Annotated in this window: 13 protein-coding genes; 3 read left to right on the forward strand and 10 right to left on the reverse strand. The window is 41.5% G+C overall.

Annotation, left to right across the window (positions count from 1 at the left end; genetic code table 11):
- The first annotated feature begins 67 nt into the window (after positions 1-67).
- Positions 68-1,765, forward strand: coding sequence for a M3 family oligoendopeptidase (locus A3I9_RS0108290; protein WP_018378579.1), 1,698 nt, complete (start codon positions 68-70; stop codon positions 1,763-1,765).
- 67 nt (positions 1,766-1,832) lie between these two features.
- On the opposite strand, the gene pflA is transcribed toward A3I9_RS0108290, so the two are convergent.
- The 10 genes from pflA to A3I9_RS0108340 all read right to left on the reverse strand — a co-directional run bounded on the left by pflA (position 1,833) and on the right by A3I9_RS0108340 (position 11,684).
- On the reverse strand, positions 1,833-2,624 hold the full coding sequence (gene pflA / locus A3I9_RS0108295) for a pyruvate formate-lyase-activating protein (RefSeq protein ID WP_018378580.1): 792 nt from the start codon (positions 2,622-2,624) through the stop codon (positions 1,833-1,835).
- Positions 2,625-2,698: 74 nt separating this feature from the next.
- Positions 2,699-4,414 (reverse strand): cache domain-containing sensor histidine kinase, encoded by a 1,716-nt coding sequence (locus A3I9_RS0108300; protein ID WP_018378581.1) that lies wholly within the window; start codon positions 4,412-4,414, stop codon positions 2,699-2,701.
- Positions 4,411-5,145, reverse strand: a complete 735-nt coding sequence (locus A3I9_RS0108305) for a response regulator transcription factor (RefSeq protein WP_026217401.1) — start codon at positions 5,143-5,145, stop codon at positions 4,411-4,413. Before A3I9_RS0108305 ends, A3I9_RS0108300 begins: the two co-directional genes overlap by 4 nt.
- A gap of 47 nt (positions 5,146-5,192) precedes the next feature.
- Positions 5,193-6,311: a peptide-methionine (R)-S-oxide reductase MsrB gene (msrB, locus tag A3I9_RS0108310; RefSeq protein WP_018378583.1), complete on the reverse strand. Its 1,119-nt coding sequence runs from the start codon at positions 6,309-6,311 to the stop codon at positions 5,193-5,195.
- A gap of 21 nt (positions 6,312-6,332) precedes the next feature.
- Positions 6,333-6,941, reverse strand: a complete 609-nt coding sequence (locus tag A3I9_RS0108315; RefSeq protein WP_018378584.1) for a redoxin family protein — start codon at positions 6,939-6,941, stop codon at positions 6,333-6,335.
- A 12-nt stretch (positions 6,942-6,953) separates the two neighbouring features.
- Positions 6,954-7,283, reverse strand: a complete 330-nt coding sequence (locus A3I9_RS0108320) for a hypothetical protein (protein ID WP_018378585.1) — start codon at positions 7,281-7,283, stop codon at positions 6,954-6,956.
- A gap of 28 nt (positions 7,284-7,311) precedes the next feature.
- Positions 7,312-8,031 carry a thiol-disulfide oxidoreductase-associated membrane protein CcdA2 gene (ccdA2, locus tag A3I9_RS0108325; protein WP_018378586.1) on the reverse strand — a complete coding sequence of 240 codons (720 nt, stop codon included), beginning with the start codon at positions 8,029-8,031 and terminating at the stop codon, positions 7,312-7,314.
- Positions 8,032-8,191: 160 nt separating this feature from the next.
- A complete protein-coding gene (locus A3I9_RS0108330) occupies positions 8,192-9,526 on the reverse strand; it encodes a hemolysin family protein (RefSeq protein WP_018378587.1) in 1,335 nt (444 codons plus the stop codon).
- A gap of 135 nt (positions 9,527-9,661) precedes the next feature.
- Positions 9,662-10,582, reverse strand: coding sequence for a pseudouridine-5'-phosphate glycosidase (locus tag A3I9_RS0108335; protein ID WP_018378588.1), 921 nt, complete (start codon positions 10,580-10,582; stop codon positions 9,662-9,664).
- Positions 10,569-11,684 carry a carbohydrate kinase gene (locus A3I9_RS0108340; protein WP_018378589.1) on the reverse strand — a complete coding sequence of 372 codons (1,116 nt, stop codon included), beginning with the start codon at positions 11,682-11,684 and terminating at the stop codon, positions 10,569-10,571. The genes A3I9_RS0108335 and A3I9_RS0108340 overlap by 14 nt, the downstream gene beginning before the upstream one ends.
- 298 nt (positions 11,685-11,982) lie before the next feature.
- Between A3I9_RS0108340 and mazE the strand changes: the two genes are divergently transcribed.
- Both mazE and A3I9_RS0108350 read left to right on the forward strand, forming a co-directional pair.
- Entirely contained in the window at positions 11,983-12,195 is a 213-nt protein-coding gene (gene mazE / locus A3I9_RS0108345; protein ID WP_018378590.1) for a type II toxin-antitoxin system PemI/MazE family antitoxin, read from the forward strand.
- A complete protein-coding gene (locus A3I9_RS0108350; RefSeq protein ID WP_018378591.1) occupies positions 12,188-12,547 on the forward strand; it encodes a type II toxin-antitoxin system PemK/MazF family toxin in 360 nt (119 codons plus the stop codon). Before mazE ends, A3I9_RS0108350 begins: the two co-directional genes overlap by 8 nt.
- Positions 12,548-12,549 lie beyond the last annotated feature (2 nt).

Consider the following 12,549-nt stretch of genomic DNA (forward strand, 5'->3'; position numbering starts at 1 on the left):
CTCTGAAATGGAGTATGATAGAAAGTAATGATGACGCTGGCAGTTGCCAGTTTAGAAGGAGTTTTTTATGAAATTCGCAGACTATACTTACACCCGTCCAGATTATGAGGCCATTAAGAAAGAAATGACCGCTCTCACAGAAGAGCTTTCAGCAGCAACTTCAGCCGAAGAGACGGTAAAAATTGTTCAAGACATTACCCGTATCAACAATTTAATTGATACACAAGCTAACCTTTGGAGTATCCGTCATTCCGTTGACATGAATGATGAATTCTACAATGAAGAGACGAAATTCTGGAATGAATACAGTCCTCTCTTTAGTGAATTGGCAACCAACTATTACCGCGTTGTTGTGGCAAGTCCATACCGTGAAGCTCTTTCTGACATCTTGCCGGATACCTTCTTCATGTTGGCTGAAAATCAGCTAGAAACCTTCTCTTCTGAAGCCATTCCCCTCTTCCAAAAGGAAAATGATTTGGTAGATCAATACAATGCTTTGATTTCTTCTGCCAAGATTGAGTTCCAAGGACAAACCCTGAATCTGTCACAAATGCCACCGCATTCTCAATCTACGGACCGTACGACTCGTATCGCAGCTCACAATGCCATCAATGGATTCTTTGAGGCCAACGAAGCTGAGTTTGACCGTATCTATGATGAATTGGTCAACGTTCGCAGTGAAATTGCCAAGACACTTGGGTTCAAGGATTATGTGGAATACGGCTACAAGATGATGAATCGCTTTGACTACAACCGCGATATGGTCAAAGTCTACCGTGAAGAAATCCTCAAGCATGTTGTCCCAGCCGTTCAGAAACTCCGTGATCGCCAAGCCAAACGCTTGCAGATTGAAGATTTGAAATACTATGATATCAACCTCAACTTCCTAGATGGCAATGCCAAACCGCAAGGAAATCCTGACTTTATCGTGTCACAGGCCAAAGAAATGTACCACGAACTCTCTCCAGAAACTGGCGAATTCTTTGACTTTATGGTGGAGCATGATCTTCTCGACCTCGTTGCCAAAGAAGGAAAAGATTCTGGTGGTTACTGTACTTACATTCCAGATTACAAGAGTCCCTTTATCTTCTCAAACTTTAATGGAACTAGTGCTGACGTGGATGTTTTGACCCACGAAGCAGGACACGCCTTCCAAGTCTACCGTTCACGCTGGATCCAGCCATCAGAAGTCATCTGGCCAACCAATGAATCTTGTGAAATCCATTCTATGTCAATGGAATTCATTACCTGGCCATGGATGGACCGCTTCTTTAACGAACAAGTTGACAAATATAAATTTAGTCATTTATCTGATGCACTTCTCTTCTTACCATATGGAGTCCTTGTAGACCACTTCCAACACGAAGTCTATGAACATCCAGAAATGACACCTGCAGAGCGTAAAGCCACTTGGAAGCGACTAGCAGACCTCTACTTGCCAGACCGTGACTATTCTGATTCTGACTTCTTGAGCCATGGCGGCTTCTGGTTCCGTCAAGGACACATCTTCGCAAGTCCGTTCTACTACATTGACTATACTTTAGCACAAGTCTGTGCCCTTCAATTCTGGAAACGGACGCAGGTTGACCATGATGAAAACGCTTGGGCAGACTATCTCCGTATCTGCGACCTCGGCGGTTCTAAGTCCTTCTTACAAATCGTTGATGCTGCCAACTTGCAGTCTCCATTCAAAGAAGGTGCCCTAGAAGCTACAATTTCTGCTGCTACTGACTACCTAGACAGCATTGATGACACTAACTTATAAAAGAAAAAGTGATGACTCTCTTATGAGAATCATCACTTTTTTGTATTCACTTATATGAAAATTCTGCCTACCCTCGAATCCGATCTAAATATTCTTGATAGGTTTCCGTTTCCATCAATCGTTTCGCATTTTCAACACGCGCCTTCGTTGGCGGCTTGGTTCCTTCTAGTGGATACGGGCGGCCAAGTTCACGCCATTTGAATTCACCCAAGTTATGATATGGTAGGACTTCAAAGCGCTCTACGTTTTTCAGTGTTTTGACATATTTTCCTAGTTCAATCAAATCGTCATCTCTATCTGTCAACCCAGGTACCAAGACATGACGAATCCAAACAGGTTTGCCAATTTCAGACAAATATTGAGCGCAGGCCAGAATATTTTTATTGCTGTGACCTGTTACAATCTTGTGCTGATCAACATTGATTTCTTTAATATCCAAAAGAACCAAGTCTGTCACAGCCATCAGTTTATTGTATTTCTCCAAGTATCGAGGAGTATTGCGGAAGGTCAACGCACAGGTATCCAAGGTCGTATGAATTCCTTTTTCTTTTGCCAGTGTAAAGAGGGCAATCAAAAAGTCAATCTGGATGGTCGCTTCCCCGCCAGATACGGTAATTCCACCTTCTTTACCCCAGAACATTTTGTAACGCATGGCCTCATTGAGGACATCCTCTGCTGTCCGTGTCGTCGCATTAGGATTGACCAAATCCCATGTATCAGGATTATGACAATACTGACAGCGCATGTGACAACCCTGCATAAAGACGACAAAGCGAATCCCAGGACCATCCACTGCACCGAAACTTTCTGTTGAATGCACCAAACCGGTGACTTTTCTGTAATCTACTTCTTCTTGCATGTCTTTCTTTCTATTTCTCCTATATCCCTATTATAGCACGATTACAAAGAAAGGGCATGTTGAAAAATTGAAAATTACAGTTCTTTGACTTGCTTAGGCAAAAAGAGGCTCACCTGCGTGAAGTAGTCTTTTTCAGAGGCGATTTCCATGTGGTAGTCCTTGCCAAATTGCAGAGCTAAACGCTGATCGACATTTTTAAGACCGATTCCTCCTTGACGTACGGATTTAGTCGTCTCCGTTGCCTGATCCTGACTCTCCATCCCTTTACCGTTATCGCGAATGTCAATGCGTAAGTGCTGCGCTGTTTCACTAACAGTAACTTCAATCAGCCCATCACGCTCGACTTCCTTAATACCATGGTAAATGGCATTTTCGACAATCGGCTGTAAAATTAACTTGGGTACTTGATAGTCTGCATAGGCTGGCAATTCATGGAGTTCATAGTTGAGCTTATTGCCATAGCGCTGCTCTTGAATAAAGAGATACTGACGAACATGTTCCATCTCATCCTTAAGACAAATTTGCTCATTTCCATTATTGAGGGCAATGCGGAAATATGTTGCCAATGCCTTGGTAATGTCCACCACGCGCTTACGATCATTGAACTCCGTCATCCAAACAATTGTATCTAGGGTATTGTAGAGGAAATGAGGGTTGATTTGACTGGCCAGTGCCACCAGCTCATACTCCCGAATATCCTGCTCTTGTTGCTTGACAGAAGCCATGAGAGCGTCAATTTGATCCAGCATTTTATTGAAATAGCGCGATAAATCTAACAATTCAGCCGTTCCCACTTCCTTGGCACGCAGGTGCGACTGCCCCTGCCCAACTGCCAAAATGACTTGCTGCAAGTCACGAATCGGTTTTAACCAGATACGAATGACCAAAGCTGAACCCAGACCAGAAATCAAGAGGGCAACCAAGCCTGCTCCCAAGAAAGAGTACAGGATTTGACGCCGAACCATGTGGAGTTCATCAAGGGATGACACACCAACCAAGGTCCATTGGCTATCTGGAATTTCGATCTGATAGACGAATTCTTTTTTCGAAGGGGTATAGCCATTTTCCACAGCCAAGTAAGGCTTCATCGCGTCCATCTCTTCTTCAGAAGAATAAACTGCTTTTTTAGGATGATAGACAAACTCCTTCTGAGGATTGACAATGAAAGCAAAGCCTTCTTTGCCTAATTTAAGCTGATCCAGATAGTTTTCTAAACTACTATAATCAATGTCCAGTCGTAGAACTCCCTTATTGTTGCCCTTACTATCTACAATCTCTTGCGTAACAGAAATGACCCACTGTTCTCCCTTTTGAGTCAAAGACTCCTTACGAGCAGGTGTTAATACAGGCATGGCTTTCTGGTCAATGGCTGCTTGATACCAGGATTCTGCCATCATATCACCAGAAGTTTTCATAACAAGCTGATTGTCTGTAGAAACTATCTGACCTTCTTTGGTCACCAAGACAGCGGATACCAGATCAGCATCTCCTGTAATCAAACTATTCATCACAAAGAGCAAGTCCTCTTTGTGATCTTCATCAGGATGAGCAATATACTCTCTTAACAAGCGATTTCCTGCCAAACTATTGGTCGTCTGCTTTAGCTTGTTCAGATAAGAAGTAATGAAAGAGCCACTTTGCTGCAAACTATCGCGCGTTTTCTGCTCGCTCAAATGCCCAATTTCAGTAGAACTCGTCTGATAATAGAAGGTTCCGACCACTCCAAGTAGAGCCATCATCACTAAAAAACTATAGAGAAATAACTGCACTGCCAAGGAATGTTTTCTCATTCACCTTCCCCTTTCCGAAATTGTCTCGGTGTCACACCGACCGTCTGCTTAAAACGTTGAGAGAAATAATTGATATCCCAAAAACCAACTCTTTCAGCAATTTCATAAATTTTTAAATCCGTTGTCAGCAATAAAAATTTCGCCTGTCGCATCCGTTCTTGATTGAGATAATCTTGAAAGCTCATTCCCACATCTTTCTTAATAAGAACGCTGAGATAATTGGGGCTAAAGCCTAGCTCATCCGCTAGATGTTTGAGCGAAAAATCGCTGTCTCCTAGATGGTTGCGAATCTTTTTCTGCAAGTCTGAATACTCTTCTTGCATGATATACTCTTCCAGCTTTTCTTTTTTCACATCTTGGACTAGCTTGTCTTGGATTTTTGATAAAATCCCTTCCACATCTGTCTTGCTGAATGGCTTGAGTAGATAGTCATCTGCGCCCAGCTTGAGTGCAGAAAGAGCGTAGTCAAACTCATCATAGCCTGTCAAAAAAACAAGATGACAGGCTGGATGGTGGTCTTTAATCAGTTGTGCTAACTGAATCCCGTTCATCTTAGGCATATTGATGTCTGTCAAGACAATATCAAATGGTTGATCTTGGAAAAGTTCCCAAGCTTTACGACCATCTTCTGCTTCAACGACACGGTCAATTTGAAATTTTTTAAAATCAACTAAAGAACAAATACCTTGTCGAACAAGGTATTCGTCTTCTACTATCAAAATGGAATAAATGGCCGTCACCTTCTTTTGTTCTCTTTATCTTTATTATAGCAGAAAGCCTAAACGTAGGCTAGAAGATACCCATATCCTTTGGCTTCCATTTCTGCTTTCGGAATGAATTTAATGGATAAGCTATTGATACAGTAGCGAAGACCACCTTGATCTTCTGGCCCATCTGTAAAGACATGCCCTAGGTGTGAATCCCCAGCGCGACTTCGCACTTCCGTCCGTTTCATATTGTAACTTGTATCTTCCTTATAACGAGCGACATCTGGGCTAATAGGTCGAGAGAAACTTGGCCAACCACAGCCTGATTCAAACTTATCCTTAGAAGAAAAGAGGGGTTCTCCTGTCACAACATCCACATAAATACCATCTTCAAACTGATCCCAATAACGATTGGAGAAGGCTTTCTCTGTATCATTGTTTTGGGTGACATCGTACTCTTCCTTGGTTAATTTTTTCTTAATTTCTTCATCACTTGGCTTTTTATATTTACTTTCATCGATGACAGGATAAGCCGCTGCATTGACATTGATATGACAGTAGCCATTTGGATTTTTCTTGAGGTAATCTTGATGATAGTCTTCTGCTAAGACATAGTGATCAAGTGGTACATTCTCAACCACGATAGGCTTGTCAAATTTCTGACTTAGTTCTTCCAAGGCTTGTTTGATGGTGGCTTCATCCTCTTTATCGGTGTAGTAGATACCTGTTCGATACTGGCTTCCTATATCATTGCCTTGCTTATTCTTGCTTGTTGGGTCAATGATACGGAAGTAATGTAGGAGCAAGTCACGCAAACTGACTTCACTCTTATCATACTGAATGTGAACAGTCTCTGCATGCCCTGTTTGCCCAATTAACTTGTAGTTGGTGGTATCGCTCTTTCCATTCGCATAGCCAACCGTTACATCTACCACACCATCTACCCGTTCAAAGTAGGCTTCCACTCCCCAAAAACAGCCACCTGCCAAGTAAATTTCTTTTAGATTTTTGGGATCAACCTTAGATTTGTCTTTCAATTTACGTTCTGTACTTATTTGTTTCACTTCAGGGACTGAATTCAGTTGCTCACGAGTTAGTTTTGACTCGATTTTGAGGAAGATAACCCCTGACAAAATCAGGATTCCTAAAAAGATGACTGCTACTAAAAATGATTTCATTTGAGGTTGCATAGGCTGACCTCCATTTCTTTATTATTTAATTGTTTCAAATGTGTTGAGAATATCTGCTTTCTCCATATGACCAGGCATCACCTTCGTGATAATACCGTCACTACCAATGAACGCTGAGGTCGGGTATACACGAACACCATATTCTTCAATCAGTTTTCCACTTGGATCTAAGAGGACTGGCAAGTTCTTGTGCCCAAGTTCTTTGTACCATTTCTTAAAATCTTCTTCTGATTGTTCTCCTTTTTTATTAGGAGAAACAACTGAGAGAATGACAGTGTCTGCCGGTGCATCCTTGGCTAAGCCATCGACTTCTTCTAATCCAGCTAAACAGATAGGACACCAGGACGCCCAGAATTTTAAATAGACCTTTTTGCCTTTAAAGTCTGATAAATTGTAGGTTTTCCCATCTACACCCATCAAACTAAAATCGGATGCTTTTTTACCATCATTCATCTGTTTAGCATCTGACATCTGATCATCTTTCATCTCTTTCTTATGAGAGAGTTTGTCTGTCTCTTTTACCATCTTAGTCGACTCCGTAGCCTTTCCGTTTGTCTTGACCTGTGTGGAACAGGCTACAAGCAGACTCGTGCAAGCTAAAGCGATTGTCAGTAGTTGGAGTTTTTTCATAAACGTCCTCCCTTAATTCTTTTCTCCATCTGACATCTTGTCGTCTTCCATCTTGTCGTCTTCCATCTTGTCGTCTTCCATCTTGTCATCGGACATTTTATCGTCTGACATCTTATCATCTTTCATGTTGTCATCGGACATTTTGTCGCCTTCCATCTTGTCGTCTTTCATGTTATCATCTGACATGTTGTCATCTTTCATTTTGTCGTCGGACATCTTGTCCTTTTTCTCCATCATAGAGGACTCGTCTGTCTTTTTATTATCAGATTTAGGCTGGGTTGAGCAAGCTGCTAAGAAAGCACCGCAAGCAAGTAAGATAGCGACTGTTTGTAATTTTTTCATGATATATGTACTCCTTTATGTAAAATAGTTAGTTAAAAATTGTTTCAAAAAATGCAGTGATAGCATCGACCTTTCCCAAAACGAGGGTAATTCCCATTAGGATAATCAAGGCACCACCAATTTTTTTCATGGTTAGCATATGAGGCTTTAGTTTATTAAACTGTTTGACAAGGGCAGAGCTTGACAAAGTGATGAGTAGAAATGGCAAAGACAAACCCAGTGTATAAACCAGAAGCAAGAGCCCCCCTTGTACCGAACTGCCCCCGCCTGAAGCAGCCAATCCTAGAACAGAGCCTAGCACAGGGCCAACACAAGGGGTCCAGCCAAAACTAAAGGTTAAGCCCAATAAAAACGCTGACAAGAAACCATTTTTAGTTTGGAAATTAAAACGAAGCTGTTTCTGTTTTTGCAGGCTAGCAATGTTAATCCATTCCATCTGGTGGAGCCCAAGAACAATAATGATCAGCCCCATGACCACTCTGAAATTTGGGCTGTTAAACAAACTTCCCAGACTGGCTGCACCAAAACCCAGTAACAGAAAAACAGAAGACAAACCAGCCATAAAGGCTACGGTCTTGAGCAAGCTGTACCAGTTAATAGAAAAACCAAAGAGGGAAACTGTTCGCTCCTTACTCTCATCCAGCAAAATCCCCAGATAGACGGGCAAAAGCGGAAAGATGCAGGGAGAAAAGAAAGATAAGATCCCAGCCGCAAAAACTGAAAACGTGAAAATAAGTGAGGTTCCCATTCGTAACTCCTTTCTAACTTATTTCGCTTGACATATTCAGTATAAGCTACTCACTCGAAAAAAAATATAGACAATCCCCTTCAAAAACTAGAATTTGGTATGCTATTTTTCTATAGGATATATAAAAAACTAAGGGAAATCCCTTAGTTTACCATGTATCTTATTCTGAGGTGGCTTCCTCTTCAATGGGAAGCACCATGATTTTAAGTTTCGTTACACGACCGTTTTTGACCTTATCATTGACCATCGATAGATGGAAGCCATTGCTATCAACTTCGTAGGTTTCTTTTTCTTCTTGACTTGGTATCGTTCCAACTCCCGTCAAGTAGAATCCTGCAATGGTATCGACATCATCACTTTCCAACTCTGTATCAAAATACTCATTGAAGTCATTGAGGGTCATATTTCCTTGGACAATGTAGGTCTGTTCTGCAATTTCACGGACAAAAATCTCTGTCTTATCCGTCTCGTCATCAATCTCACCGACAATTTCTTCCAGTAAGTCTTCCAAGGTTACCAAACCGGCAACGCCACCATACTCATCCAAGAGAATGGCCATCTGCCTCTGGGTATTGCGCAAGGTGGTTAAAAGATCGTCAATGAAAATCGTTTCTGGAACAAAGAGCGGTTCCTGCATAATCCGACGAATATTGATATGTTCAAAGCCATGCTCATAAGCAGCCGATAACACCGACTTGGTATGGATAAGGCCGATAATGTTATCCTTATCACCCTCATAGACAGGAATTCGAGAGAAGTTCTGCTTGAGGATGCTGGCGATAATCTCGGAAACGTCCTCTTCAATATCAACCATGAAGGCATCCGTACGTGGTACCATGACCTCACGCGCCACCATTTCATCCAGTGAGAAAACCCCTTGAAGCATACCAATCTCACCTGCATCTAGTGTTTCTTCGCTCTTGGTCAAAATATACTCAATTTCATCCCTCGTCATCTGTTCATCCGCATCATCAAATTGCATCGGTGTGATACGACTCAACAGGTTCGTCGAAGCAGATAAGAGCCAGACAAAAGGACTGACAATACGCCCCAGACCAATAATAATCGGAGCTGACACTACTGCCAAATTTTCCTTCATATTCATAGCGATACGCTTAGGGTACAGTTCTCCCAAAACGATAGAAATATAAGTCAAAAAAGCCAATGCCAACCAATAACCAATGGTCTTAGCTGTTGCATCATTGCCCATCCATGTGGCCAAGACAGCCCCCAAATCACTGGCTAAACTAGCCCCTGACAGGATACTAATAAAAGTGATTCCTACTTGGATGGTTGATAGGAAATGATTAGGATTTTCCAAAACCTTGGCCAAACGGATAAAGCGTTTATCCCCTTCTTCTGCTTTTTGTTCTACACGTGAACGGTTCAGCGATACTAGAGCCATCTCAGAAGCTGAGAAAAAGGCATTGAGCAAAGTTAGAATAAGTAAGACAATAATTTTGATGTAAATGGTCTGACTACCGGGGTCTTCCATGACAATCTCCTGTTCATTTTTAAAATAAGTATTCCTATTATAGCATATTTTCCAAATTACGGAAATAGTCGGCTTATTTCGTTCAATTCTCCAAACTAAAAGTTCCTAGAATATTTCTAAGAACTTTTTTGTTGTTTACAATTTTTGATAGCTACTAGCAATTTGTGCGCCAACTTTGGCATTGTTATACACCAATTGAATGTTAGCTGCCAAGCTCTTACCTTCTGTCAATTCAACGATTTTACCAAGCAAGAATGGGGTAATGTCTTTTCCGACGATACCATTTTCTTCAGCTTCTGCAACAGCTTTTTCGATAATTTCATTGATGTATGCCTCATCCAATTCGTGTTCTTTTGGAATCGGATTTACTACTAACAAACCGCCTGACAAGCCGAGATTTTCACTTGTTTTGGTAATAGCTGCGATGGTATCAACAGAATCTGTCGAGCTATTTAATTTGTAAGGGCTAGTACTTGTATAGAAAGCTGGCAAGACATCTGTCTTGTACCCAATGACTGGTACACCTTTTGTTTCCAAGTATTCCAAGGTCCGTGGCAAGTCCAAAATGGATTTCGCACCTGCACAGATAACGGTCACAGCAGTTTGTGACAATTCATCCAAGTCGGCGGATACGTCCATTGTGTCCTCAAAACCACGGTGAACGCCACCAATACCACCTGTGACAAAGAATTTAATCCCAGCAAAAGCAGCACCAATCATGGTTGTTGCAACAGTCGTTGCTCCAATTCGTTTGGTCGCAATGATTTCTGCCAAATCACGACGAGAAACTTTTGCTACATTTTTTTCAGTTGCTAAACGTTCCAAATCCGCCTCTGACAAACCAATTTTATACTTTCCATCCATGATAGCAATGGTTGCTGGTACTGCACCATTGTCACGGATGATTTGTTCAACGGTTTTTGCCATTTCAACGTTTTGTGGGTAAGGCATTCCGTGTGAAATAATAGTAGATTCAAGCGCTACAATCGGTTTTCCAGCTGCTTTCGCTTCCGCAACTTCTTGTGAAAATTCTAAATACTGATCAAGATTTAACATCAAATAATTCCTTTCTTTCTTGTAAAAATGTGTGGCGAGAAAGTGATTTTCTCACCGTATCTTGTGACAAAATAGTATGATAGGCATTGGTCAATCCAAATTCTAGACATTCCTGCGTTGAAAACTGATTCAACCAACCAAAGAGGACACCTGCTGAAAGAGAGTCTCCTGCACCAGTCGCATCTACCAAATGCGGCACCCGCTTCGGCTCTATTTCTATGGACTGACCGTCCTGATTCGCATAATACATGGACTTGGCTCCACGAGTCATCAAGACCTGCTTTACACCACGAGCCAGCCACATTTGGGCGAGTGTCTGAAACTCCTCTTCTGTCTGAACAGTTGTATCAAAGAAATACTCACTCTCATCCTGATTGACAATGAGCCATTCCACGCCTTCTAACTGACGCGGCAAATGATTCATCTTAGGAGCAGATACCGGTATGATAAAGAGAGGGATTTGCTTCTCACGCGCCAATTCAATCAGATAGGCCAAACTCTCCTGCGGCAGATTCAAATCTACTATTAAAACCTGGGCCCTAGTAAGCAACGTTTCATACTGTTCCAACCAAGAAACCGTCATCGTATCACAAATGGCCATGTTGGCTAAAGCAATATTCATTTCACCATCTTGGTCAATGACAGCTGTGTAGGAACTCGTTGCCTCAGTAGCATCAACTTCCACCTGTCTCAGGTTGATATAGGATTGAGAAGAAGATTTGATCATTTCCCAATCTTGATCATCCCCTGCTCGAGACAACATGAGGACATTTTCACCCAGACGACCCAAATTTTCAGCAATATTGCGTCCCACACCACCAATCGAAACCGAGCTAGTTACAGGATTTGAGGTCTTTTGAATCAAGGTTTGTGTCGCATAAAATTTGCGGTCCACATTCATTCCACCAATACAAATTACAGGGGCTTCGTCGTTGATAATATAAGCTCTACCCAATAAATAGTTTCTTCGAATCAAGTCCGAAATACTATTGGCCAAGGCTGATCGCGACATCCCAAGCTCATCCGCAATGTCCTGTTGAGAATGGAATGGGTGCTTACGAATCACTTCTAAAATGGCTAGTTCTTTTTCTGTAAGAGCCATCTCTCACCTCCTCTTTTTGTGACAAAGTTCTAAAAAGTGATTTTTGTTTACAAATGCATTCTACAACTTTTTTCTACACTTTACAAGCAAAAACTGTAAAAATTATGATTTTTTGAATGCGCATACAATCAGCGCGTACAAGTGATGAACTCTCTTTTCTCTTATTCCATTTGTCTATTCGTCTAAAATAGTATCTGTTTTACAAATAAGTCATTGAGAGCTAATATTTATCATCTGCTTGACTTTCTATCAGAAATCGTATACACTTAATGTATACAACAAAAATGGAGTATAGAGCATGGTAACAGTAAAAGCTAGAAAAGTTGGTAATTCGATGACAGTCACAATTCCCAAACACCTCTCCATTCAGGAAGGAACAGAATTCTCCGTGTACAAAGGGGTAGATGGCGTGATTGTACTTGCACCTAAACTCACCAATCCCTTTGATGGAAAAACAGATTTGACGATGACTGACGACTTTGAAGGAGTAAAACTCTTAGAGAATGAATAATGCATACATCCCCCAAAAACAAGATTTGGTATGGATTGACTTTTATCCTTCAGCAGGAAAGGAAATTCAGAAACGCCGACCAGCTCTAGTAGTATCTAGTTACAATTATGCTAAACAAACAGGATTTGTTTCCGTTTGCCCCATCACTCATGGGCAAGAAAAACTGCGAAGGCAGAATTTATTGATTGATATCAACCATCCACACATTGATGGAGCAGTCAACCCCTTTCAGCTCCATACCTTTGACTATCGGGCTAGAAAAATCCAAAAAATTGGACAGCTAGATACTTGGGCCTTTCAAAAGGTCGTCCAATTATACCAGTATATTTTCGAAGATGAAGAAAACCGCTAGAA

This window comes from Streptococcus ovis DSM 16829 (assembly GCF_000380125.1).
Lineage (GTDB): Bacteria > Bacillota > Bacilli > Lactobacillales > Streptococcaceae > Streptococcus > Streptococcus ovis.